The following is a 25,535-nucleotide window of genomic DNA, read 5'->3' as shown; positions in this document are numbered from 1 at the left end:
GAATCCGCCTGAAGGTGGATTCTTTTTCGATTCGGCATATGTCATACTTCATGGTAAAATAACGGGAGTGATTTATAAAGGAGAGACATATGGCGTATTCTAGAAGCAAAGAGAAGACATGGGGCACACGGTTCCGTGCGATTCCAAAACATCGTAAAATCGCCTTTGGTCTCGTTTTGATGATCATCCCGACGCTGTTTTTCGTGAATTTGTTAGCATTCAGTCATTTATTGGCGTTAGGAGATCAATACGAAGACCGATATCAAATGAAAAAGTTACGACTCGAGACACTACACGGGAACGTCGAGTTCGTGCGAAGTCCGAATGAAAAAGTTCAAATCGAAGTGTTGCAAACAAACTCAAAAGAGCGACGAATCAAAGTCAAGTCAGTCGGTGATACGATCAATGTCGTCGAACGATATGGATGGCTCAGTTACTTTGGAAGTCGAGGCAGTAATGAGCCATCGCGCTATAAGATTCGTGTCTCGTTACCGAGTTCGATGACGTCTGTACATCTCGAAGCGGAGCAAGTGACCGGTCAAGGACTGAATGCGAAGACGATCGTCATGGATGTGAACGCCGTCAATTTGAAGCAGATTGACAGTGATCGTCTGCGAATCGAGTCGAAAAGTGATACGACGATTGAGTCGGCACGACTTGTGACCGGCGACATTCGTTCTTATCGGCATGCGACCGTCAGTGATGTCGTCGTCAATCAGGCGATGACCGTTCAAACAGAAGCCGGGACGCTCAGTTATGCGCCGAAGCATGAGACGGGACAAGTGAATGTGACGACGACTGGGAAAATCTCAAGCAGTGACCGTTACGAAGAAGTCGAGCCGGGGGTATATCAGTTGTCCACATCGAATCGACCGGTCGTTGATTTGGTTTCTGAGACAGGGAAGGTCGAGTTGAAATGAGTGGGAAACGATACATTCCGAAAGTCGGATTACGGACGTTAAAGACCGGGATTGCCGTCTCGATTACCGTCGCCATCTCATGGTATGTCTTTGGGATTTATTCGGGGATGGGTGCGATCGCAGCTGTCGTCGCGATGCAACCGACCGTCAAACGGTCATCTAAGATCGTATTCAGTCGCATATTTGGAACGGTCGTCGGTCTCATGTGCGGACTCTTAATCGTTTATCTGTTCGGTGTCAATCCCATCTCGATCGGGCTTGCCGTCATCGTTTCGCTCACATTGAACACGACGTTCGACCGGACGCACATGTCGACGTATGCGGCATTCGCCATCGTCATGATGCTTGAAAATCCAACTTCAGATTTCTTCCATTATGCATGGACCCGTTCGTTGTTGACGGCGGTCGGGGTGTTCGTCTCACTCGGTGTCAACTATGCATTTTTGCCGCCACGTTATGAGGATCGTTTGCTGAACGAGGTGAGAAAGACGTCATTTTACCTCTTTCACCATTGGCGTGAGCTCGTAGGGTCGCCTGCTGAGCTATTGGAGACTCGTGCCCGTATACTCGGTCATCAAGAGTTGCACATGATGCTTCAAGAAGACATGAAAGTGACGAACGTCAAATTAAAGCATATGACACTAAAGCAATATCGGTTATTGATTCACTTAGAGGACAAGCTCGTCTTGCTTCTCGAGAGCCTTGCCGAACATCGGGAGGCATTGTTATTGATGAGTGAAGAGGAGCGGCAGACATTTGAATCAGAGTTTTTATACTTGTTGGCCCACCATCACGATATCCTGTATACGTGCGATAAGCCACATTCCTTGTTTAAGCTTCCGCATGAAGATCTATCCGTTTCAGAAATTTTACATGGGCATCTGCTCGACTATCATGAACAGCTTGAAGCGTTCAAACATCATCCGAAAGCTTAATCGAAATCTTTAGAAAAGACCCGCCATTAGGAAATGGCGGGCCAGGCTGTTGACGAACCCGATTGTATTTTGCGATTGGGTTCGTCTTTTTGATTGTTTCGGTTTCTTTAGGCTATCGACAATCCTCTTGTTTACGACTGTTTCATCGACTTTATCATTTGTTCATCCGGTGTCACGTAGACGGTCTGTTGATCTGTATAGATGACGAAGCCCGGCTTCGCACCACTCGGTTTTTTTACGAAGCGGGCGCGCGTATAGTCGACGGGGACGCCGCTCGACGCACGTGCCTTCGAGAAGTAGGCGGCGACTGAGGCGGCTTCGAGTAAAGTCGTCTCGTCCGGTTCCGTTGAACGGATGATGACATGAGAACCGGGGATATCTTTGACGTGTAACCAAATTTCGTCACGACGTGCGAATTTGAACGTCAGATGGTCGTTTTGTGTATTGTTCTTACCGACAAAAAACTCAGTACCGGTAGAAGAGGTGTACGCTTCGAGCGAAATTTTCGGATTCGCTTTTTTCTTTTGACGTTTTTGACGGATGTAACCTTCTGCTGCAAGTTCTTCACGAATCTCTAACAGGTCGGTCGGGGATGCGACGTCGAGTTGAGCGATGAGCGTCTCTACATAATCGATTTCTGCATCGTTCAGCTCAAGCTGCTTCTTCACTTCCACTTTGGCGACTTTCAACTTGTTATACTTCTTATAATAATGTTGCGCGTTCTCGTTCGGTGTCTTGAGTGGGTCGAGGGGGATCGAGATGGTCGCACCGTTCTCATCATAATAATCGACGACTTCGGCGACCCGCATCCCTTTCTCAAGTTGGAACAAATACGTCGTCAACAACTCGCCATATTTTTGTAACTCATCCGCCCGTTCTGTCGCTTTCAAATCATCTAAGAGGCGGCGGCGCTTCAATTGATTTTTTTCGAGCTCTGATTTTAAGAGACGTTCCACATCGTGCGCTTGTTGTCTTACACGATCCCGGTTCGCTTTCTCATAGTAGAAACGGTCGAGTACCTCTTTACTTGACACATACGTCTCCTCGCTCAGGACGTCCCCAGCCGTCAACACGACCGGGGCAAAGCGTTCCTTGCCATTGCCGAGTTGTTGAAATACGTACGGACCCTCTAGTTGATGAAGGACGGTCTCAAATGCCCGCTGTAAGGAGTCACGATTCGGTGTCTTCGCAAGATGGACGATTTCTTGAGCGATTTGTGGGCTGACCCCGGCGAACGTGGCAACGATTTGTTTGTCAAGCTTGCCGGCATTCCAATCGATTCGCTTCAGGCCTTCCGCCATGTCCGTCAATGGATCGAACTTGTGTTGTTCCGGCGGGAGGAGATACTCACTTCCCGGCATGATTGTCCGATACGTGTTTTGCGAAGGCGGGAGGTGCTTGATTGCGTCTAATACCTTTCCGTCTTCTGTCGTCAAGATGACGTTTGAATGACGGCCCATTAGTTCAATGTATACTTTCTTCGACTCTTCATCACCGAGTTCGTTGCGTGAGCGAACGGAGATGACGATGACCCGGTCCCGTCCGACCTGTTCGATCGCCGTGATAAATCCACCTTCAATGTGCTTTCGAAGCATCATGCAAAACATCGGGGGTTCTTGTGGGTTTTTGATCGGTGTATCCGTCAACTGGAGACGGGCGTACATCGCGTTTGCTGATATGAGTAATTGTGCATTCTGTCGGTTCGAACGAATTTGGATCATCAAGTCGAGTGCGTACGGTTGATGTACCTTATTGATTCTTCCTCCGACGAGTGTTTGTAGTTCTGTTACGACACGGTATGTCATTAATCCATCATAAGCCAATGATCTCATCACCTTTGTTCATTTTCTGTCTCTACGTTATCAGAAAAACAGAAAATATGGTACGATGGAGTAGGAAATCCGAACTTCTTCTTGCCGGGACAATTGATTGACTGCTATTATAATTAAATGTGATGTTAGAAGATGGAGGGCTTGCAGTGAATTTTAAAGAACGAGGATTATTAATCGTTTTGTCTGGACCGAGCGGTGTCGGAAAAGGGACCGTTTGTCGTGCTCTTCGTGAGGAAGAGGACAACAACCTTCAATATTCGGTGTCGGCGACGACCCGAAAGCCACGTGAAGGGGAAGTCGAAGGAGTACACTACTTCTTCAAATCGAGAGAAGAGTTCGAACGGATGATCGAACAAAAAGAACTACTCGAACACGCTGAATTCGTCGGTAACTACTACGGGACACCTGTAGAGTGGGTACGAGAGACGCTCGAAAGTGGTCAAGATGTCATTCTTGAAATCGAGGTGCAAGGAGCGTTCCAGGTAAAAGAACTTCTTCCTGAAGCTGTCTTTTTATTTTTGGCACCGCCTAGCCTTCAAGAGCTTCGTAATCGTCTGATCGGTCGAGGTACGGAGTCAGAAGAAGTGATTAAACAACGCCTTCTCGTCGCACGTGAAGAAATCGAATTGATGGATGCCTATGATTATGTCGTCACGAACGACGAGGTCGACAAAGCCATCGATCGAATCAAAGCGATTGTGACAGCTGAGCATTGTAAACGTGAACGCGTTGCGTCACTCTATAAAAAAGCTATGATGGAGGTCATTTAATGTTATACCCTTCGATTGATGCCTTACAGCGTACAATCCCGTCAAAATACACGATCGTCACGGTCGCTGCAAAACGGGCGCGCCAGATTCAAAATGGAAAAGCACCGAAAGTCGCCGAGCCAAAATCATATAAGCCGGTCGGTCAAGCGTTAGAAGAACTACATTCGGGTGATACGACAATCATCGTGAACGAAAAAAACAACGGATGAATTGTGACCCAAGTCGTTTTCGACTTGGGTCTCATTGTCTATAAAGGGGAGTTTGGAATGGTGAAGGATCGTACTATTTTGTTATGCGTGAGTGGAGGAATCGCTGCCTACAAAGCGTGCGCGCTCACATCAAAGTTGGTTCAAGCCGGAGCGGACGTACGGGTCGCGATGACAAAATCAGCGGAACAATTCGTTGGCCAAGCGACTTTCCAGGCACTCAGTCGAAACCCTGTCTACACCGACGTGTTCGAAGAGCATGACCCGACAAAAATCGCACATATCGATGTCGTCGACTCGAGTGATTTAATCATCGTGGCTCCCGCAACTGCGAATATCATCGCAAAAATGGCGAACGGGATCGCGGACGATTTCATCACGACATCGATTTTGGCGGCCAAGTGCCCAGTCATCGTCTCACCGGCGATGAATGTGAATATGCTCGAACATCCTGCTACACAGCGGAACATCGAAACATTAAAGTCATACGGTTATCAATTGATTGAACCGGGTGTCGGGAATTTGGCATGTGGCTGGGTTGGCGGTGGACGCCTCCCTGAACCGGAGGACTTGGTACGGATTATTGAGAGTCAGTTCGTCCCGAAGCTCTATATGGGAAAGAACGTGCTCATTACGGCCGGCCCGACAGTCGAACGAATCGATCCGGTCCGTTATCTATCCAACGACTCTTCGGGAAAAATGGGGGTTGCACTCGCTGAGGTCGCTCGTGACATGGGAGCCCGTGTCACACTCGTACATGGACCGCTCCAAGTGCCTGTACCCGACGGCGTGACAGCGATTTCGGTTAAGTCGAGCGATGAGATGCTACATGAAGTCTCGACCCGTTTTGAGTCATCTGACCTCGTCGTGAAGGCAGCAGCGGTTGCGGATTATCGGCCGAGCACGATTCATTCGGAAAAACATAAAAAAGTTCACGGTCCACTGACGATCGAGCTTGAAGAAACGACAGACATTTTAAAGTCGCTCGGTGAGAAAAAGACCCATCAAGTACTGGTCGGATTCGCTGCGGAGACGGAGCGACTCGAGGAACATGCATCGGCCAAATTGAAGCGGAAAAACGTCGATTTTCTCGTCGCAAACGATGTATCCGGCAATGACATCGGATTCGGTTCGGATGATAATGAGGTCGTCGTGTTCCACGCTGACGGAACGACGCTCAAATTGCCAAAACAATCGAAGAAAAACCTGGCGTTTGAATTGCTCACACACTTTAAGGAAGTGGTCCGATGATTGCACACGTTCATGTCGATGCACCGGTCATCACGATCGATCGTCCGTTTGATTATGAAGTGCCCGAACAATTTGAGGATTTGATTGAACCGGGCATGCGCGTCTCCGTACCGTTCGGGTCACGTCGTCTGTTAGGGATTGTCGTCGGCACGTCAGATGGGATGAAAGACGGATTGAAACCGCTCGAGGCCTTACTAGATGAAGAGTCATCTCTCACGGAAGAATTGCTCGACTTGTCCATCCATGTGAAGGAGACGACGCTTTGCTTTCGTTCATCCGCTCTTCTCGCGATGTTACCTGCCGCACTAAAGGTCAGTTATGACAAAGAAATCAAAGAAGGACAAGTGCCAGATGGGGTTCGTCTCGGAACGCACTTGTCTGAATACCCGAAAGATGTGCAGTCGTCCATTCTCGGACTCGCAAAAAAAGGTGAGCTGACACTCGCCCCTGTCCTAAAAGAAAAGAAGACGGTCAAGACCGACGTCGTCGTCGACTTGCTCGACGCGACAGTCGTTCCGAAACGGGCGAAAAAACAACTGGAGGCGGTCCATCGTCTTGAAGAGACACCACGCATGTATTGGTCGGAGCTCCGAAAAATCGGTTTGACCCGCCCTCAACTTCAAAAACTTGCGGATCTCGGAGCGGTGCAGTTGACCGAGGTCGAATTGAACCGTGACCCGTACGCGACGATTGAACAAGTCGAAGAATCCGTTCAATTGAACGAAAGTCAGATGAACGCGGTCGAAGCCATCAAAGGAGCGGATGCGGGTGAGACGTTACTCGTCCACGGCGTGACGGGGAGCGGGAAGACCGAGGTGTATTTGGAGTCGATCGGACAAGTCATCGATGCGGGGAAACAAGCCATCCTGCTCGTGCCTGAAATCAGCTTGACCCCGATGATGGTGAAGCGATTCAAACGGAGGTTCGGTGAGCGGGTCGCGGTCTTGCATAGCGCCCTATCGAAAGGTGAGAAATACGATGAATGGCGTAAAATCAAACGTAAAGACGTTGATGTCGTCGTCGGTGCCCGTTCTGCCATCTTTGCCCCGCTCGACCGGCTCGGTCTCATCATATTAGACGAAGAGCACGAGACGACGTACAAGCAGGAGGAAAATCCTCGCTATCATGCACGTGATGTCGCCATTTGGCGGGCTCGTTATCACGGTTGTCCCGTCGTGTTAGGTAGCGCGACCCCTGCGCTTGAATCGTACGCTCGGGCACAAAAAGGTGTCTATCGCTATCTGCACTTGAAAGAGCGGTACGGCGGAGAGATGCCCCCGGTCCACATCATCGACATGCGTCGTGAACTGGCCAAAGGCAATACGACGATGTTCTCAGAAGAATTGTTCAACGGGATCCTCGACCGAATCGAGAAAAAAGAGCAATGTGTCATTTTATTGAATCGTCGCGGATTTACGACGTTCGTCATGTGCCGTGATTGCGGAGAAGGAATGTCTTGCCCTCATTGTGCCGTCAATTTGACGTATCATCAGAACGGAGATCGGTTGAAATGTCACTATTGTGGTTACGAAATCGGCATGCCGTCGACGTGTCCGTCCTGTAACAGTAAGAAGATCAAACAGTTCGGGACGGGCACCCAGAAAATTGAGACGGAGCTATTGAACCGGATTCCAGAGGCACGCATCATTCGAATGGATCAAGATACGACGTCACGGAAAGGGGCTCACGAGCAATTGTTACGCCGCTTCGAGGAAGGGGAGGCCGACATTTTACTCGGTACACAAATGATTGCCAAAGGTCTCGACTTCCCGAACGTCACTCTCGTCGGAGTGCTCGCGGCAGACGCGACGCTCGGAATGCCTGACTTCCGGGCGACCGAGCGCACGTTTCAACTCGTCACGCAAGTGGCAGGGCGGGCTGGGCGTGGCAAGCTCCCGGGCGAAGCGTTCGTCCAGACGTATAATCCAGATCATTATGTGATTGAGACGGCGAGCGAACACGATTATGAAACGTTCTTCGCAAAAGAGATGGGGCTCAGACAAGTCGGGAATCATCCACCGTATTGGTTTTTGACGCTCGTCACTTTCTCAGCGGAGAATCCGCTCGTCGCCAAGGCCGAGGCAGAACTGTTTGCGTCAGACTTTTTACAGGCGCAAGTGGAGAATAGCCGATTGAACGGACCGATGCCCGCACCGTTATCTAAACTGAAGAACGCCTATCGTTATCAAGTGTTCATCAAAACGAAACAACCCGATACGCTTTACGCCGAGTTGGCACGATTGCAGCAAGCGCGAGCGAAAGCGATCAGCAAGAAAGAATATCAAATGAGTATCGATGTGAACCCATACGTATTCATGTGAGGTGGAGAGACATGTATAAAGTAGTAGAAGTACCCAATGACATTTTGCGCGTAACGTGCGACCCGGTGACGAAATTTGATAAAAAATTGCGTCAAACGGTCGACCGATTGTTTGATACGATGTATGAGTATGATGGAGTCGGTGTCGCGGCGCCGCAGGTCGATTTGAATCAGCGACTCGCCGTCGTCCATACCGATGATGAGACGGGACCGCTCGTGTTGATCAACCCGGAAATCGTGGAAACATCAGGTCGGGAAGTCGGACTCGAAGGATGTTTGAGCATCCCAGGCGAGTTCGGTTTCGTGGAACGACACGAGTCAATCGTCGTCAAGAATCAAGATTTGAAAGGGCGGACGCACACGATTCAAGCGAGTGGCTTTTTCGCGCGGGCAATCCAACACGAGATGGATCACTTGGACGGCGTCTTGTTCACAGATAAACTCGCCGTCCCAAGCCCTGGTAAAGATAAACGCATCGTCTTCATGGGAACGCCGACGTTTGCCGTATCGGTACTTGAGCGACTGCTCGAAGAAGGATACAATGTCGTAGGTGTCGTGTCGCAACCGGATAAACCGGTCGGTCGTAAACGAGAACTTAAACCGACACCGGTGAAAGAGTGTGCACTTCGACACGATATTCCGGTGTTGCAACCAGAAAAAGTCCGGACAGACTATGCAGAAATTTTAGAGCTGAAGCCTGATTTGATTGTCACAGCGGCGTATGGCCAAATCGTGCCGACCGCCTTACTTGAGGCACCGCCTCACGGAGCCATCAACGTCCACGCCTCGCTCCTTCCGAAATATCGTGGAGGTGCCCCAATTCATCAAGCCATCCTTGATGGGGAGTCAGAGACAGGTGTGACAATCATGTATATGGTCGACAAATTAGACGCTGGTGACATGATCGCCAATACGATTGTCCCGATTGAAGAAACAGATACGGTCGGGTCACTGTTTGATAAACTGGCTGTAGCTGGAAGCGACCTGCTCATTCGTACGCTTCCTGCCTTCTTAGAAGGGTGGATTGAGGCGGTGCCTCAAGATGAGCGTGACGTGACGTTTGCCCCGAACATTAGCCGGGAACGTGAACAGATTGATTGGACGATGGATGGCGAGTCCATCTACAACCACATTCGCGGGATGAACCCGTTCCCGACCGCCTACTCGATGCTCGACGGGGAACGCGTGAAATTGTTCATGGGAGAGAAAACGACAGGTACGGGACAACCGGGAGAAGTCATTCGTCTTGAAGAGGACGGGTTTGTCGTCTCGACAGGAAACGACGTTGCCATCAAAGTGACCGAGTTGCAACCTGCAGGTAAGAAACGAATGGATGGTGCGACGTTTATGCGTGGCGCCGGACAAAAGCTAACGATCGGCGACCGATTAGGAGGAACTCATGAACGTACGTGAAGCAGCGCTTGATACGCTGATGAAAATTGAACAAGGCGGCGCATATTCGACGATTGCCGTCAATGATACATTGAAACAAAAAAGGGTTGCCCCAAAAGACGTCGGTCTTTATACCGAACTCGTATACGGGACGCTCAGTCGCAAAGGAACGCTCGATTATATTTTGAAAGACCGGATCCGTTCCCCGAAGAAACTCGACAAGTTCGTCCTTCCTTTACTCCGGATGAGCGTCTATCAACTTTTTTACCTCGATAAGGTGCCGGACCGCGCCGTCTTGCATGAAGCGGTCGAAATCGCGAAGAAACGAGGCCATCACCTCGGGACGAGCAAGTTCGTGAACGGGGTGTTACGTAACGTCCTCCGTGAAGGCTTTCCTGATTTCAGTAGCTTGACCGACGCAGAGCGGATCGCCATTGAGCACAGTCATTCGGAATGGCTCGTCTCTGATTGGATTGACTTATACGGCGTGGAGACGGCAGAAGCGATTTGCCAATTGAACAATGAACCTGCCCCAGTCACGATTCGAGTCAACCGTAAGCGTATTTCAGTGGATGAGATGATGAACCGGTTGGCTGATGCTGGCGTCATGACGTCACGTTCTGAACTGTCGGCTGACGGACTTGTCGTAGAGTCTGGCAACGTCCATGCGACTCCGTTCATCGAGGAGGGGCTGTTGTCGATTCAAGATGAGAGTTCGATGATTGTTGCAGATGCACTCGGTGTATCAAAAGACGATCAAATCCTTGACGCTTGTGCCGCACCAGGCGGCAAGGCGATGCATACGGCAGAACGAATGGACGGGGGGGCACTCACCGCACTCGATTTACATCCACATAAAGCAAAATTGATTGACCAACAGGCGAAACGTCTGCACATCAATGGAGTGACCGCACTTGCCCTTGATGCTCGTTTAGCAGGTGAACAGTTTGAAGAAGAGCGATTTGACCGGATTCTTTTAGATGTCCCCTGTTCAGGTCTCGGTGTCATTCGCCGTAAGCCGGATATCAAATGGACGAAGGATAAAGCGCAACTTGAAAACTTACCGAAGATTCAGCGACAAATCATCGACGCCGTCTTGCCACTGCTCAAACGAGGTGGTACGCTAGTTTACTCGACATGTACGATCGACCCGTCTGAAAATGAGACGCAGGCTGACTATATTCTGTCGAAAGGATTGGTTTGGGACGAAACACTCAAAGAACGTCTTCCGCGTTCTGTTCGTCCGATCATGGAATCAGACCGTGCTGAATTAAAACTATTACCGACGACATTCGGGACCGACGGCTTCTATATCGCCGCATTTAAGAAAGAGGTATAAAACAATGAATCCAAAAGCAGTAGAAAAAAATCCGCTCCTAGGCGCAAAACCGTCACTTTACTCGTTGACGTTCCCAGAACTCGAGGCATGGGTCATCGAAGCAGGAGAAAAGGCATTCCGTGCGAAACAATTGTATGACTGGTTGTACGTCAAGCGGGTCACGACGTTTGATGATATGACGAACGTCCCGAAAGCACTTCGCGATCAGTTAGAAGCGTCATTTCAGTTGACGACGTTGAAGGAACTGGTCAAACAAGAGTCTCAAGATGGTACGATCAAATTCTTATTTGAACTACAAGACGGATATTCGATTGAAACCGTACTCATGCGCCATGAGTACGGAAACTCGATCTGTGTCACGACACAAGTCGGGTGTCGCATCGGCTGTACGTTTTGTGCATCAACACTTGGTGGATTGAAACGAAACCTAGAGGCGGGTGAGATCACGGCACAAGTGCTCGACGTTCAACGCGCGTTAGATGCGACAGGTGAGCGAGTCGACTCGATTGTCGTCATGGGAATCGGTGAACCGTTCGACAACTATGACGAGTTGATGCGTTTCTTACGCACCGTCAACCATGACTTTGGACTCAACATCGGTGCGCGACACATTACTGTGTCGACAAGTGGGATTGTTCCGAAAATTTATAAATTTGCCGATGAAGGCATGCGAATCAACTTCGCCATTTCCTTACACGCGCCGACGACTGAACTCCGGACGCGTCTCATGCCGATTAACCGGGCCTTTGACTTAGATAAATTGATGGATTCGGTTCGTTATTATACGGAGAAGAGTGGTCGCCGTATTACGTTTGAATATGGACTGTTTGGTGGAGTCAATGATACAGAAGAACATGCCCATCTATTAGCGGACTTATTGAAAGGTGTGAAGTGCCACGTCAACTTGATTCCGGTCAACCATGTTCTCGAGCGTGACTACGTACGGACTCCAAGAGCCCAAATCTTTGCCTTTGAAAAAGTGCTTAAAGACCGCAATGTGAACGTGACGATTCGTCGTGAACAAGGTTCGGATATCGATGCCGCTTGTGGTCAGCTTCGAGCGAAGGAGCGCGAACAAGAAACGAGGTAATCAGAAAGATGGAATTAGCATTTCGAACAGATCGTGGACAAGTACGCACACAAAATGAAGATGCAGTTTTAATCTTAGGCGATGCCTTATCAGGAGTTGCACTCGTTGCAGACGGGATGGGGGGACACGCAGCAGGAGAGATCGCGAGTCAAATCGTGATTGAAGAGTTTCGGCGAGCGTTCCCATATCTCCCGTCCAGCCCAATCGAGATCGAGCGATGGTTCAGACATCACATCGACTTGGCGAATGAACAAGTGTTGCAGTTTGCGAAGCAATCGAATCTCGTCATGATGGGAACTACGATGGCGGCCGTTTGTTGGAACGGTGAGACGGTTGTCATCGTTCATATCGGGGACAGCCGTGTCTATGCGCTAACAGAGAATGAACTTAGACGTCTTACGGAAGATCACTCCTATGTCAATATGCTCAAACAGCTCGGCGAACTGACAGAAGAAGAGATGAGGGTTCATCCGAAACGAAATGTCATCACCCGGGCAATCGGTTCAAGCGATCAAGTCGAACCTGACGTACAAGTGCTCGCTGAGCCCGAGTTTGAATCGATCTTGATTTGCACAGATGGATTGACGACACACGTGACCGATGAGGTGATTCAACGCGTTCTGCAACAAGCCGTAACAGTTGATCAGAAGGCAGAACAGCTCATCGTGGAAGCCAATCAATTGGGGGGGAGCGACAACATCACGGTCGCCCTCGTCCAATTTACAGATAGAAAGAGAGGATGAATCCGATGCGAAGCGGAGAACGAATCAACGATCGTTATCGGATCGAACAACAAATCGGCAGCGGAGGCATGGCAAATGTCTACCGGGCTCATGACGAGATTTTAAACCGAACCGTCGCCATCAAGGTGTTACGATCTGAATTCTCACATAACGAACAATTTATACGCCGGTTCGAACGAGAAGCCCATGCGGCTACGAGCTTGAACCACCCAAATATCGTCGCAATCTATGATGTCGGTGATGAAGAGGATTTGTATTACATCGTCATGGAGCATGTCGATGGGGTGACGTTAAAGCAATATTTGCAAGAAGAGTACATATCTGTCGATGAGGCGTTGCGCATCATGGGACAGATTTGTGATGCGATTGACCACGCCCATGCGAATCGGATCATCCATCGTGATATCAAACCTCAAAATATGATGATCGATCAACACGGCAACGTGAAGGTGACCGATTTTGGGATTGCCGTGGCGATGTCGAATGCGACGTTGACGCACACGATGTCCGTCCTCGGCTCTGTCCATTACTTCTCGCCTGAACAAGCACGCGGTAAATTCGCTGATGAAAAATCAGACATTTATTCGCTTGGGGCCGTTCTTTATGAGTTATTGACAGGTCGTGTCCCGTTCATTGGTGAGACACCGGTCGCTGTCGCACTACAACATCTTCAGGACGACCCGATTCGGCCGATGGACTTGAATCCGAACGTCCCGCAACCACTTGAAAATTGCGTGATGCAGGCTTTGGCGAAATCACCTGGCTCCCGCCACGTATCGGTCGCAGCCTTTAAAAAAGATTGCATGACGGCTCTGAGCCGTGAACGAGCCAACGAACCGAAACGACTTCCCGTCAATCAGGAAGAGTTTGACCAAACACTCGTCATGACACCGGTCGTGGCCGAAGAAAAACCCGACACGCCCGCACCGTCCTCTCCGCTTCCAGTATCAACAGAACAGGAAACGAAAGAACCGGTAAAAAAGAAAAAACATAAATGGTGGATTTGGATTTTACTCATCATCGTCCTGATCGGTGGGAGCATCGCGGCTTACATGGTCGCCGATGAAATGTCACGTGCGGTCGTACCTGATGTCGTAGGAATGAGCATTGGTGATGCCACGTCGGAGCTTGAAAACGAAGGTTTCGTCGTCGAAGTGACAGAACGTGCGAGCGATGACGTAAAAGAAGGTGAGGTCATTTCGCAAAACCCGCAAGAAGGGCGTAAACCGAAACAAGGGACGACGGTGACAATCGTCGTCTCGGCCGGAAAAGAAACGGTTGAGATGCCAAACGTGGAAGGTCTATCTCAATCAGCGGCTGAACGCATGCTGAAAGATTTGGCCTTCAGTGACCTTGAAATCAAAACTGAAGCGTCGGAAACGGTCGACAGCGGGGACGTGATTTCACAATCGCTCGACCCGGGCGAGGAAGTCGTGCCGTCAGAGGTGACCGTCACGCTCGTCGTATCGACGGGAAGCAACAAAGTGGAATTGTCGAACCTTGCCGGCTATACGTTTGATGAGGCATCGACATATGCTGATCAAAACAAATTGAAAATTGTGAGACGGGACGAGTTTTCGACGAGTGTGCCGAAAGGCCAAATCATCCGTCAGCTTCCGACAGCGGGAACGGCCGTCGATCCCGGGACTGAACTGACGGTCATCGTATCAGAAGGTGTTGAACCGACCGATGTCTCCATTGAACGAGAAGTGAACGTAGAAGTCGAACAACCAGATGAAGACGAGCAACCGAAAGCGGTCGAAGTCGTGATTCGTACAGTCGATGCACGCGGTGAAATCGAAGTGCTACGCGACAACATCACGGAGACGACGACCTATTCATATACGCTCGTCATTGCCCCAGACGAAGTCGGGACAGCAACGATTGAAGTCGACGGTGAGATTGTTCGAACCGATTCAGTCACATATGCGCAAGCCAAAGAGGCACAATAAAGAGGTGACGGTGTCGTCACCTCTTTTTAAAGGAGGTAGTCATGGTGAAAGGAACAATCATTCGTTTGCAAGGTGGGTTTTATGATGTGATGACCGAGTCAAATCAAGAGATTCGGTGCCGGGCAAGAGGGAACTTTCGGAAACGAAACATCTCACCAGTCGTAGGTGATGACGTGGTGATTCAAGATCAACAAGATGGAACGGGCTATATTTTGGAGGTGGAGGACCGACATAACCATCTCGTCAGACCGCCGATTGCTAACATTGACCAGGCGTTTCTTCTCTTTTCTGTGAAAGAACCGGCATTTTCTTATCATCTGCTTGACCGTTTCCTCGTGTTGATCGAATCGAAGCAGATTCATCCGATTATCGTGTTGACGAAGATGGATTTACTCGATGAATCAGAAGTAGAATCGATTCAAGAAGCGATTAAACAGTATCGTGCGATCGGATATGACGTCATTGAGACCTCGACTGAACATGCGCGCGGGGTCGACGAAGTACGTGCCCTCTTTAAAGGGAAGACGAGCGTTTTTGCTGGTCAGACAGGGGTCGGGAAAAGTTCTTTGTTGAATGCAGTCGCCCCAGAACTGGATTTGGCGACAGGACAAATCTCTAAATCGCTCGGTCGAGGGAAACATACGACACGTCATGTGACGTTGATTCAATTAGGGGAAGGGTTTGTCGCAGATACACCAGGTTTTTCGAGCCTTGAGTTTCCAGAGGAGCTGGAGACAGAGGAATTAAGATGGTGCTTCCCAGAATTTGTGGAACGTCACGACGATTGTAAGTTCCGGGGATGTATGCATGTGAACGAACCAGGCTGTGCAATCAAGCGAGCCGTAGAAGAAGGGGAAATTGCTTCAACTCGTTATGAAAATTATGTTACCTTTATGGAAGAGTTAAATGATCGAAAACGGAGGTATTGACAGATGATTAAAATTGCACCATCCATTTTGGCGGCTGATTTTGCCAATTTAGAGGCGGAAGTAAAAGCGGTACAAGAGGCAGGCGCCGACTATATTCATTTTGACGTGATGGACGGTCAGTTCGTGCCGAACATCTCAATCGGCCTACCTGTTCTCGCAAGCTTGCGTAAAAAATCAGATATGGTGCTCGACGTGCATTTGATGATTGACCAACCGGAACGTTACGTCGAAGACTTCGTGAAGGCGGGTGCGGACATCGTCACCGTTCACGTGGAAGCAACGAATCATCTACATCGCGTCCTGCAGCAAATCAAAGCGGCCGGTGCAAAATGTGGGGTCGTCCTGAATCCTCATACACCGATCGCGACGATTGAGCATGTGCTTGCGGATGTCGATATGGTGCTTCTCATGACGGTCAATCCAGGATTCGGAGGTCAAGCGTTCATCGAATCGGTCGTGCCTAAAATTTCGTCACTTCGTCAACTTCGTCAAGATCGTCAACTTGATTTTGAAATCGAGATTGACGGTGGGGTGAACGCAGAGACCGCGAAACGCTGTATCGATGCGGGGGCCGATGTACTCGTTGCCGGTTCTGCGATTTATAATCAACCGAACTATAAAGAAGCGATCGATGGCATTCGTGGCGCATCTCGTGTATAATCTACGTTAGAACAACAATATATGTCGCAAGGGGTGTCACAATGTGGCTGAGAGGCAAACGCTAACCCTTTGAACCTGTTCCGTTCATACGGACGTAGGGATGTGGCGAAAATGCACGTTGCGAATCATAGCAGCATGGCGTTTACGTCATGCTGCTTTTTGTCGTTCGAACAAATAAAGGAGGAAGAAAGATGAAATCACGCTTCAAATTACAGACACTCATTGAAATTTCATTGTTTGCGGCGCTTGGACTGATCTTTGATTTGCTCATTCCGTATCGCTTGCCACAAGGAGGCTCGATCAGTTTGGCGATGCTCCCGATCTTCGTGATGGCGTTCCGTCACGGATTGAAAGGGGGGCTTGCGACGGGGGCGCTTGTCGGGACGCTTCAACTCTTGTTTGGTGCCTATATCTTCACGCCTGTGCAGTTCTTGCTCGATTATACGGTTGCCTACGGTCTCGTCGGTGTGGCAGGTGTTTTTGCGGCACGTGTGAAACAAGCGGCCGGTCAAGGGGCGACGAAGACGCTCGCGACGTATTTGGTTCTCGGGGCATTGATTGGGTCACTGCTACGATATGTGGCTCACGTCATCTCGGGAATCGTCTTTTTCGCCGAGTATGCAGATGGTCCGGTCGTGGCGTATTCGCTCGTTTATAACGCGACGTACATGGCGCCATCCTTCCTCGTTTCAGCAATCGTTCTAGTGTTGCTCTTCACGACGGCTCCACGGTTCACTCGTGTGGCGACACGAGATGTTCGTCAATGAACGTGTTAATCGTCGCGGCAAGTCCGGAAGTGATTCCTTTGCCGCGTCATGCCGATTATGTCATCGGTGTTGATGGAGGTTATCAGAAACTGCTCGATGAGGGGATCGGGGCAGACGTTGTGGTCGGTGACTTCGATTCGTTTGAAGGGACGCTACCGTCCGAGGCGTTACGCTATCCATCCGAGAAAGATGTGACCGACCTCGAGATTGCGCTTCAATTGGCAAGAGAGCGAGGGGCGACGAGGATGGACGTATACGGGGCACTCGGTGGACGCGTTGACATGACATTTGCGAACGTCGGTCTACTCGAATCGTATCCGGGGATGGTTCTTCATGGAAAGGATCAAACAATCTCTCTCGCCCGACAAGGAGATTATGACATTCCTGAGCAAGACGGGTACTACTTGTCTTTCATGCCTTGGAAAACCGCCACAATTTCAATTGACGGGGTCAAGTATCCACTTGAACACCATCACGTAAAAAGCGAAGAAGCGCTTACCATTTCGAATGAATGGACTTCAAAACAGGCTCGACTGACGGTCCATGAGGGGACAGTCCTCATCATGATTGTCAAAAAGTAAGCAAAAAAATCCCATCGGCGAATGCCGCTGGGATTTATTCGTTCGTGTATAAGTATTATACGCGTTCAACGAGACCTGATTTAAGTGCGCGAGCTGAAACCCAAACGCGTTTCGGTTTACCGTCAACGAGAATACGAACTTTTTGTACGTTTACACCCCAAGTACGTTTTGTCTTGTTGAGTGCGTGCGAACGGTTGTTACCTGATTTAGGTGATTTACCTGTTACGTAGCATTTACGTGCCATGCGTTTCCCCTCCTTTTTTATGTGGGTTCGTCCTAATAGACACTCGTTTATATTAGCACGGCTTTTTTCTTGATGCAACTAGAAAATCATACCATGACAAGAAAAAAACTTGACATTCCTCTTGAGGATTTCAATAATGAATGAGGTTATCTCGTTAATTGACCGAGATTCAGGAGCAGGTTCTTTTAAATACTAGGTACTTATTGTAGAATGTATGTTAGGAATCATTCCGAATAAAGGAGGCTACTCCATATGGCAATTGAAATGAAGACAACATATGGCAATATTGACATCACAAACGACGTCATCGCAACACTTGCGGGTGGCGCGGCAATGGAATGCTTTGGTGTGGTCGGCATGGCTTCACAGGCACAATTGAAAGACGGCATTGCTGAATTATTGAAACGTGAAAATTACGCACGTGGTGTTGTCGTACGTCAAGATGACGAAGACGTACATATCGACATGCACATCATTGTAAGTTACGGGACGAAAGTATCTGAAGTCGCATACAACGTGCAAAGCCGAGTGAAATACACGCTTGGAGAAACGTTAGGATTAAACGTTTCGTCGGTAAATATATTTGTTCAAGGCGTTCGTCTGACGAATGACTGACGAAAACGGAGGAGGATTTAGTGTGGGTTTAAAACGTTTAGATGGATTGGCGCTCGCTAACATGATTTCGAACGGAGCAGCCAACTTGAGCCAAAACGCAGATTATGTGGATTCGCTTAACGTCTTCCCGGTTCCGGATGGAGATACGGGAACGAACATGAACTTGACGATGACGTCTGGGGCAAAAGAAGTGGCGGTCATGAATTCATCAGATATTACGGAAGTATCGTCAAAGTTCGCTCGCGGGCTACTTATGGGAGCTCGTGGGAACTCAGGCGTTATTTTAAGTCAACTGTTCCGAGGATTTGGAAAAGCGATTGAAGGAAAGGCGGAATTGACGACAGTCGATTTTGCAGAAGCGCTCAAACGCGGTGTCGACACAGCATACAAGGCGGTAATGAAACCGGTTGAGGGAACGATTTTGACGGTCGCTCGTGAAGCGGCCGACGAAGCGCTCCTTGCGTCAGAGTCGACAAGTGACTTTACTGAATTTATGAAGCAAATCATCATCGAAGCGAAAGCGTCGTTAGATCGTACACCCGATTTATTGCCAGTGTTAAAAGAAGTCGGCGTCGTCGATTCGGGTGGTCAAGGACTTCTCGTCATTTACGAAGGATTCCTTGCTAGCCTTGAAGGGAAAGAACTTGAAAAACCACATGCACCGGTGATGGATGCGTTGATTGAAGCGGAACATCAATCCCATGCGGCACAAGGGTACATGTCGACTGCGGATATCGAGTTCGGCTATTGTACGGAGATCATGGTTCGTTTCCAAGATGAGAAGCTGAAGGATGCACCGTTCAATGAAGAAACATTCCGCAACGAACTATCTGAACTAGGTGATTCACTCCTCGTTGTCGCGGACGAAGAACTCCTAAAAGTTCACGTTCACGTCGAGACGCCAGGTGATGTCATCACGAAAGGCCAGCGGTTTGGTGAACTTGTTGCAGTCAAAATTGAAAACATGCGCCAGCAGCACTCGACGATCCTTGAAGAAGAACACGGAGTCAATCTACAAGGTGTTCAACAAGCGGAGAAACCGAAAGCACCATTTGCAATCGTGACGGTGGCAATGGGTGAAGGAGTGAGTGACTTATTCCGTTCGCTTGGAGCGGCGTATGTCATTGAAGGCGGTCAGACGATGAATCCATCGACAGAAGATATCGTCAAAGCAATCGAATCGACAAATGCAGAACACGTCTTCATTTTCCCGAACAACTCGAACATCATCATGGCTGCCGAACAAGCGGCTTCAGTCGCACCGTGTGGCGTGTCCGTCATCCCGACGAAGACAGTCCCACAAGGGCTTGCAGCTGCAATTGCTTTCAATCCTGAGGCAGATGCCGATATGAACGAGAAAGCGATGCATGCGGCCGCGGCGACTGTGAAGTCCGGTCAAGTGACATATGCTGTTCGTGATACGAGCATCGATGGGATTGAAATTAAGAAAGACGAGCACATGGCCATCGCCGAGAAGAAAATTGTTTCTTCCTCTGCCTCTAGCCTTGAAGCGGCCAAGCAGTTAGTTGATGCGCTAGTCGACACGGATGACGAGATCATCACCATCTTAACGGGTGAAGGTTCATCTGAAGAAGATGTCAAAGCGTTGACGTCTTACATCGAGTCAGTAAATGATGAGATTGAAATCGAGGTTCACGACGGTAAACAACCGCTTTACTCTTATATTTTTAGTGTGGAATAAGCTGTTTCGAATCCCTACCTTCTGTATAATGAAGGTAGGGATTTTTGAAAGGGGGAAAATGGATGAAATATCGTAGCGTATTTGACATTATCGGCCCGGTGATGGTCGGTCCATCGAGTTCGCATACAGCTGGTGCTGCCCGAATCGGATTGATGGCTGGAAAGTTGTTCGGGAGGACGCCACGTACCGCGCGTATCACATTTTACGGATCGTTTGCTGACACATATCGGGGACACGGTACAGACGTCGCCATCGTCGGTGGGATCATGGGGTTCGATACATTTGATTTGAGAATCCCACAGGCGTTAGATATCGCCCGTGAGAAAGGGATTGAAGTCATTTTCGAGACGAGTGACCTGTTGACGGATCATCCGAACACGGCACGCGTCTTGCTCGAAGATGAACTGGGAACTTTCGAGATTGTCGGGATCTCAATCGGTGGGGGGACGATCGAAATCACCGAACTGAACGGGTTCCCGTTAAAATTGACAGGTGGGGGACCTGCACTCGTCGTCTTGCACCATGACCGATTCGGGGCCATCGCGGCCGTGACCGGGGTGTTAGCGAATCATCAATTGAATATCGGCCATATGGAAGTGAGTCGTCATGAAAAAGGAATGCAGGCATTGATGGCCATCGAAATAGATGAAATGATCCCGGCGGAAGTGTTAGCAGAGCTAGAGCGGTTGCCGCAAATTGAACGAATCGCTATTTTTGGGGAATAAGGAGAATGTGAGATGTTTAAATCAGTAGAAGAGTTAGTGACGATTGCGACAGAACGAGATATCCCGATTTCTGAAGTGATGATTGAGCAAGAGATGCACGTGAGACGCTCAAGTCGAGAAGAAATCGTCGGCATGATGGACCGCAATCTCGAGGTGATGGAAGAAGCGGTCGAGCGTGCACTTCAAGGCGTCACATCGGTTACGGGATTGACGGGGAACGATGCCGTACTCATGCAAGACTATATTCGCTCGGGCAAGTCGCTCGCAGGCGATCTCATCTTAGATGCGGTGTCGAAGGCGATCGGGACGAATGAAGTGAATGCGGCGATGGGACGAATTTGCGCCACCCCGACAGCGGGGAGCGCGGGCGTCGTGCCGGGGACATTGTTCGCAGTGAAAGATCGTCTTGAAATGGACCGCGAGGCGATGATTCGTTACTTGTTCACGTCAGGGGCGTTCGGATTCGTTGTGGCGAACAACGCCTCCATTTCGGGAGCGGCCGGAGGATGTCAGGCCGAGGTCGGGTCGGCGACCGCGATGGCTGCAGCTGCGATCGTTGAAGCGGCTGGCGGTACACCGGATCAGTCAGCGACCGCTTTTGCGATCGCCCTAAAAAACATGCTCGGTCTCGTCTGTGATCCCGTGGCGGGTCTCGTCGAAGTGCCGTGTGTCAAACGAAACGCCATGGGTGGTGCTAACGCCATTGTCGCGGCGGATATGGCGCTCGCGGGCATAACGTCTCGTATTCCGTGTGATGAAGTCATCTCAGCGATGCATGAAGTCGGTCAAATGATGCCGACCGCATTAAAAGAGACTGCAAAAGGCGGACTTGCCAATACACCGACGGCTCGTCGGCTCGAGCGAAATATTTTTGGAGCGAAAGAAGATGCTAAACAATGAACGGTTGACGACTCTGAAAGGAGTCGGGCCAGAGATGGCCAAAAAGTTAGAAGTGATGGGACTTACTCGAATCGAGGACGTGCTAGAGCACGTCCCGTTTCGTTATGAGAATTACAATAGTGGGACCGTGACGACGGCCGTTCACGGTGACCTTGTCAAATGGAGTGGGACGGTCCAGGCCGAACCGCTTGTTCGTTATTACAGCAAAGGTAAAAACCGCCTTCAGTTCCGGCTATTATTAGAAGAACGTTACGCCGTTCAAGTGACCATGTTCAACCGAGCCTTCTATAAGGAAAAGTTGGTGGTCGGGGAGACGGTGACGGTCAAAGGGAAATGGGACATGAACCGGATGACGATCAGTGCTACCGACCTTGAATTTGGCGCACCCTCAGGTGGACTCCAGCCGATTTATTCGCTTCGGGCAGGACTCACACAAAAGAATTTTAGTCGAATCGTGAAGTTGGCTTTTGAACAGGTGAGCGATCTCCCGGAACAGGTGCCACAAGCGATCCGAGATCGGTATCGACTAGAAGACCGAATGGCGATGCTTCGTGGAATGCATTTTCCAGATACGGTTGAGACGTATAAACAGGCGAGACGAAGTTACGTATACGAAGAGTGCCTCATGTATCAATTGAAATTACAGGCGTTTCGAAAAATGGAGCGGTCAGGAAACGGTCGGGCCCTTCAACTCGACAAGCAACAGTTGAATGAATTCGTTAAGCGACTCGCATTTCCGTTAACGAAAGCTCAGACAAGGGTCATCCGTGAAATCGTGTCTGATCTTGAAAAACCGGAACGGATGAACCGCTTGTTACAAGGGGATGTCGGGAGCGGGAAGACCGTCGTTGCCGCGATTGCCTTGTATGCGACCGTCGTGTCTGGGTACCAGGGAGCCTTGATGGTTCCGACCGAAATCCTTGCCGAACAGCATGCGACATCGTTACAGGAAATGTTTGAACCACTTGGCATCACCGTCGCCCTTTTGACGAGCTCGGTGAAAGGAAAGGCGCGGGAAGCGCTACTTACAGCAGTTCGGTCGGGTGACGTCGACATCATCGTCGGGACACATGCGCTCATCCAGGGACCGGTCGAGTTTTCGAACTTACATTTGGCAATCACGGACGAACAGCACCGGTTTGGCGTCGAACAGCGGAAGAAGCTACGAGACAAGGCAGAGTTTGCGGACGTGTTATATATGACGGCGACACCGATTCCGAGAACGCTTGCCATCAGTGCATTCGGGGAGATGGACGTCTCCACGATCGATGAGATGCCAAAAGGACGAAAGCCGATTGAAACGCATTGGGCGAAGCATGACCAAATCGATCGCGTGCATGCGATGGTCGATCGGGAGCTCGCGCTCGGTCGCCAAGCTTACGTGATCGCACCGCTCATCGAAGAGTCGGATACACTGGAAGTGGAGAGTGCGACGGCATTGTACGAACTGTTGAAAGATCGGTTCTCGAACTATGGCGTTGGACTAATGCATGGGAAACTGTCGAGTACAGACAAAGACGAGGTCATGAAATCATTCGCAAAAAACGTGACCCAAATTCTCGTCTCTACAACCGTCGTCGAAGTCGGGGTGAACGTTCCGAACGCTTCCCTCATCATCATCCATGATGCGGAGCGTTTCGGGCTCGCCCAGTTGCATCAGCTGAGAGGACGTGTCGGTCGTGGTGCCCACCAATCGTTTTGTATCCTTGTCGGAGATCCAAAATCAGATGTCGGAAAAGTTCGGTTGAAAACGATGACTGAAACGAACGACGGTTTCATTTTAGCGGAGAAGGACTTGGAGTTGCGTGGTGCAGGTGATTTCTTCGGGACCGCACAAAGCGGTTTACCGAGTTTTCGGGTTGCCGACCCCGTACTCGACTTAAAAGTGATGGAAGTAGCGAGACAGGATGCCGTGGCATTGCTTGAAAGTGATGTATTTTGGCGGGATGACCAATACGTAGGATTGCGTAACTACTTGAAACAACTCGACCTTCTCGTTGGAGAAAGGTTAGAATAATACTTGAAAATGACGACTAAAGAATATATACTGCTATTAGTACCAGGTATTAAGTTCTTTAGTGATTAGTTTAGGAGGGAACTGAATGCGGGTACCTAAGAAAGAGCGGCAACGTTTGCTACAAGAAACGATCGAACACAACCCGTTCATCAAAGACGAAGAACTGTCAAAACAGTTTTCCGTCAGCATCCAAACGATTCGACTCGACCGGATGGAATTAAAAATTCCGGAAGTGAGAGAGCGAATCAAACATGTGGCTTCCGAACATCTCGATGAAGTCAAATCGCTTTCAATGAGCGAGGTCATCGGTGATATGATTGACTTGAAACTAGATGACTCTGCCATCTCTGTCCTCGACATAGAAAAAGAACACGTCTTTAGCCGCAACGAGATTGCCCGTGGACATGTCTTGTTCGCGCAAGCCAACTCGTTAGCGGTGGCGCTCATCGACGATGAACTGGCGTTGACCACTAAAGCGGACATTCGCTTTAGTCGCCAAGTCCATCTCGGAGAGCGAGTCGTTGCCAAGGCTCGTGTGATGAAACTACGAGGGGACGGGAGAACAGACGTTACAGTCGAAAGTTATGTCGGTGAGGAGTGCGTCTTTGATGGCGACTTCACGATTTACCGACGTGGTGAGGAGGAACGAGCATGAAATTAGCGATTGATGCAATGGGTGGCGATCACGCACCGAAGGCGATTGTAGAAGGGGTAAAACGATTCGTCGAGCAATATCCGAACGAAACGATGGAACTTTTCTTAGTCGGCGATGAGGTGAAGATTGCCTCGTACGGTCTTGAAGACCCTCGAGTGACGGTCATTCCAGCGAGTGAGATCATCACGGGTGAGGACGAACCGGTTCGAGCGGTGCGCCGCAAGAAAGACAGTTCACTCGTCGTGGCGGCTAATCTCGTCAAAGAAGGAAAGGCGGATGCCCTCGTGTCTGCCGGAAATACCGGCGCGTTGATGGCGGCGTCGCTTTTCATCATCGGACGAATCCCGGGAATCGAGCGTCCGGCGTTATCTCCGACGTTCCCTACATATACAGGTAGTGGTGTCGTCGTACTGGATGTCGGGGCAAATCCGGATGCAAAAGCCGAACATCTTGTGGATTATGCAATCATGGGTTCACTTTATGCGCAACACGTCCGAGATATTAAAAAACCACGCGTCGCCCTTCTCAATATCGGGACGGAAGCAGGGAAAGGAAATGCGCTGACGAAAGAAGCGTTCCCCCTCCTTGAACAGGCACCTGTCCACTTTGTAGGGAATGTCGAAGCGCGTGAAGCGATGTCCGGCGACGTGGACGTCATCGTGACAGAAGGATTTACCGGAAACGTCTTATTAAAAGGTGTCGAAGGTTCATCAGCGATGCTCATGAAGATGATGAAGGAACAATTCACGAGTGGTGTCGTATCAAAACTCGCCGCCTTGATCTTAAAACCAAAGTTAAGAAAATTGAAAGAAACGCTTGATTATCGTGAACAAGGTGGAGCCGGATTGTTTGGCATCAATGCACCTGTAATCAAAGCGCACGGGTCAAGTGATGCACTCGCCATCATGAGTGCGCTGAAACAGGCTAAAATCATGGTAGACCACGATGTCGTAGATAAAATCAAGCGTGCCAAAGCGATAGACTAAGCGA

Annotated in this window: 24 protein-coding genes and 1 riboswitch; of the genes, 22 read left to right on the top strand and 2 right to left on the bottom strand. The window is 49.7% G+C overall.

Features of this window, described 5'->3' with window-relative positions:
- Positions 1-89: 89 nt before the first annotated feature.
- Positions 90-920 (top strand): hypothetical protein, encoded by an 831-nt coding sequence (locus KNP00_RS01890; RefSeq protein ID WP_215141721.1) that lies wholly within the window; start codon positions 90-92, stop codon positions 918-920.
- Complete coding sequence (locus KNP00_RS01885) at positions 917-1,855, top strand: FUSC family protein (protein ID WP_215141719.1); 939 nt, start codon at positions 917-919, stop codon at positions 1,853-1,855. The genes KNP00_RS01890 and KNP00_RS01885 overlap by 4 nt, the downstream gene beginning before the upstream one ends.
- Before the next feature lie 131 nt (positions 1,856-1,986).
- Here KNP00_RS01885 and KNP00_RS01880 read toward each other — a convergent pair whose 3' ends face one another.
- Positions 1,987-3,678, bottom strand: coding sequence for an Rqc2 family fibronectin-binding protein (locus tag KNP00_RS01880; RefSeq protein WP_215141717.1), 1,692 nt, complete (start codon positions 3,676-3,678; stop codon positions 1,987-1,989).
- Between the two features lie 131 nt (positions 3,679-3,809).
- Between KNP00_RS01880 and gmk the strand changes: the two genes are divergently transcribed.
- The 13 genes from gmk (at position 3,810) to KNP00_RS01815 (ending at position 17,687) form a co-directional block, all read left to right on the top strand.
- Complete coding sequence (gene gmk / locus KNP00_RS01875) at positions 3,810-4,457, top strand: guanylate kinase (RefSeq protein ID WP_031421596.1); 648 nt, start codon at positions 3,810-3,812, stop codon at positions 4,455-4,457.
- Positions 4,457-4,666: a DNA-directed RNA polymerase subunit omega gene (rpoZ, locus tag KNP00_RS01870; protein ID WP_215141715.1), complete on the top strand. Its 210-nt coding sequence runs from the start codon at positions 4,457-4,459 to the stop codon at positions 4,664-4,666. The genes gmk and rpoZ overlap by 1 nt, the downstream gene beginning before the upstream one ends.
- A gap of 57 nt (positions 4,667-4,723) precedes the next feature.
- Entirely contained in the window at positions 4,724-5,914 is a 1,191-nt protein-coding gene (coaBC, locus tag KNP00_RS01865; protein WP_215141713.1) for a bifunctional phosphopantothenoylcysteine decarboxylase/phosphopantothenate--cysteine ligase CoaBC, read from the top strand.
- Positions 5,911-8,235, top strand: a complete 2,325-nt coding sequence (priA, locus tag KNP00_RS01860; RefSeq protein WP_215141711.1) for a primosomal protein N' — start codon at positions 5,911-5,913, stop codon at positions 8,233-8,235. Before coaBC ends, priA begins: the two co-directional genes overlap by 4 nt.
- Before the next feature lie 11 nt (positions 8,236-8,246).
- Positions 8,247-9,647, top strand: a complete 1,401-nt coding sequence (gene fmt / locus KNP00_RS01855; protein ID WP_215141708.1) for a methionyl-tRNA formyltransferase — start codon at positions 8,247-8,249, stop codon at positions 9,645-9,647.
- Positions 9,634-10,965, top strand: a complete 1,332-nt coding sequence (gene rsmB, locus KNP00_RS01850; RefSeq protein ID WP_215141706.1) for a 16S rRNA (cytosine(967)-C(5))-methyltransferase RsmB — start codon at positions 9,634-9,636, stop codon at positions 10,963-10,965. Before fmt ends, rsmB begins: the two co-directional genes overlap by 14 nt.
- 4 nt (positions 10,966-10,969) lie before the next feature.
- Complete coding sequence (gene rlmN / locus KNP00_RS01845; protein WP_215141704.1) at positions 10,970-12,055, top strand: dual-specificity RNA methyltransferase RlmN; 1,086 nt, start codon at positions 10,970-10,972, stop codon at positions 12,053-12,055.
- Between the two features lie 8 nt (positions 12,056-12,063).
- On the top strand, positions 12,064-12,798 hold the full coding sequence (locus tag KNP00_RS01840) for a Stp1/IreP family PP2C-type Ser/Thr phosphatase (protein WP_215141702.1): 735 nt from the start codon (positions 12,064-12,066) through the stop codon (positions 12,796-12,798).
- 5 nt (positions 12,799-12,803) lie between these two features.
- Positions 12,804-14,750 (top strand): Stk1 family PASTA domain-containing Ser/Thr kinase, encoded by a 1,947-nt coding sequence (gene pknB, locus KNP00_RS01835; RefSeq protein WP_215141700.1) that lies wholly within the window; start codon positions 12,804-12,806, stop codon positions 14,748-14,750.
- A gap of 41 nt (positions 14,751-14,791) precedes the next feature.
- Positions 14,792-15,679, top strand: a complete 888-nt coding sequence (gene rsgA, locus KNP00_RS01830) for a ribosome small subunit-dependent GTPase A (RefSeq protein ID WP_215141699.1) — start codon at positions 14,792-14,794, stop codon at positions 15,677-15,679.
- A 3-nt stretch (positions 15,680-15,682) separates the two neighbouring features.
- Positions 15,683-16,339: a ribulose-phosphate 3-epimerase gene (gene rpe / locus KNP00_RS01825; RefSeq protein ID WP_215141698.1), complete on the top strand. Its 657-nt coding sequence runs from the start codon at positions 15,683-15,685 to the stop codon at positions 16,337-16,339.
- 19 nt (positions 16,340-16,358) lie between these two features.
- Positions 16,359-16,457, top strand: a riboswitch (TPP riboswitch).
- A 73-nt stretch (positions 16,458-16,530) separates the two neighbouring features.
- Positions 16,531-17,106 carry an energy-coupled thiamine transporter ThiT gene (gene thiT / locus KNP00_RS01820; RefSeq protein ID WP_215141697.1) on the top strand — a complete coding sequence of 192 codons (576 nt, stop codon included), beginning with the start codon at positions 16,531-16,533 and terminating at the stop codon, positions 17,104-17,106.
- Entirely contained in the window at positions 17,103-17,687 is a 585-nt protein-coding gene (locus KNP00_RS01815) for a thiamine diphosphokinase (protein ID WP_215141696.1), read from the top strand. Before thiT ends, KNP00_RS01815 begins: the two co-directional genes overlap by 4 nt.
- 55 nt (positions 17,688-17,742) lie before the next feature.
- Here KNP00_RS01815 and rpmB read toward each other — a convergent pair whose 3' ends face one another.
- A complete protein-coding gene (gene rpmB, locus KNP00_RS01810; RefSeq protein WP_015881349.1) occupies positions 17,743-17,931 on the bottom strand; it encodes a 50S ribosomal protein L28 in 189 nt (62 codons plus the stop codon).
- Positions 17,932-18,183: 252 nt separating this feature from the next.
- Here rpmB and KNP00_RS01805 point away from each other — a divergent pair, with 252 nt between their 5' ends.
- The 7 genes from KNP00_RS01805 to plsX all read left to right on the top strand — a co-directional run bounded on the left by KNP00_RS01805 (position 18,184) and on the right by plsX (position 25,531).
- A complete protein-coding gene (locus tag KNP00_RS01805; RefSeq protein ID WP_215141695.1) occupies positions 18,184-18,546 on the top strand; it encodes an Asp23/Gls24 family envelope stress response protein in 363 nt (120 codons plus the stop codon).
- Between the two features lie 22 nt (positions 18,547-18,568).
- Entirely contained in the window at positions 18,569-20,248 is a 1,680-nt protein-coding gene (locus KNP00_RS01800; RefSeq protein ID WP_215141693.1) for a DAK2 domain-containing protein, read from the top strand.
- 62 nt (positions 20,249-20,310) lie between these two features.
- On the top strand, positions 20,311-20,973 hold the full coding sequence (sdaAB, locus tag KNP00_RS01795; RefSeq protein ID WP_215141691.1) for an L-serine ammonia-lyase, iron-sulfur-dependent subunit beta: 663 nt from the start codon (positions 20,311-20,313) through the stop codon (positions 20,971-20,973).
- A 12-nt stretch (positions 20,974-20,985) separates the two neighbouring features.
- On the top strand, positions 20,986-21,873 hold the full coding sequence (gene sdaAA / locus KNP00_RS01790) for an L-serine ammonia-lyase, iron-sulfur-dependent, subunit alpha (RefSeq protein ID WP_215141689.1): 888 nt from the start codon (positions 20,986-20,988) through the stop codon (positions 21,871-21,873).
- Positions 21,860-23,890: an ATP-dependent DNA helicase RecG gene (gene recG / locus KNP00_RS01785; RefSeq protein ID WP_215141687.1), complete on the top strand. Its 2,031-nt coding sequence runs from the start codon at positions 21,860-21,862 to the stop codon at positions 23,888-23,890. The genes sdaAA and recG overlap by 14 nt, the downstream gene beginning before the upstream one ends.
- Positions 23,891-23,975: 85 nt before the next feature.
- Positions 23,976-24,545 carry a transcription factor FapR gene (gene fapR / locus KNP00_RS01780; protein ID WP_215141685.1) on the top strand — a complete coding sequence of 190 codons (570 nt, stop codon included), beginning with the start codon at positions 23,976-23,978 and terminating at the stop codon, positions 24,543-24,545.
- Positions 24,542-25,531, top strand: coding sequence for a phosphate acyltransferase PlsX (gene plsX / locus KNP00_RS01775; RefSeq protein WP_215141683.1), 990 nt, complete (start codon positions 24,542-24,544; stop codon positions 25,529-25,531). The genes fapR and plsX overlap by 4 nt, the downstream gene beginning before the upstream one ends.
- Positions 25,532-25,535 lie beyond the last annotated feature (4 nt).

The organism is Exiguobacterium qingdaonense (assembly GCF_018617855.1).
Classification (GTDB): domain Bacteria; phylum Bacillota; class Bacilli; order Exiguobacteriales; family Exiguobacteriaceae; genus Exiguobacterium; species Exiguobacterium qingdaonense.
The sequence above is the reverse complement of the archived record's forward strand: the minus strand, read 5'-3'. Positions and strand labels throughout refer to the sequence as shown.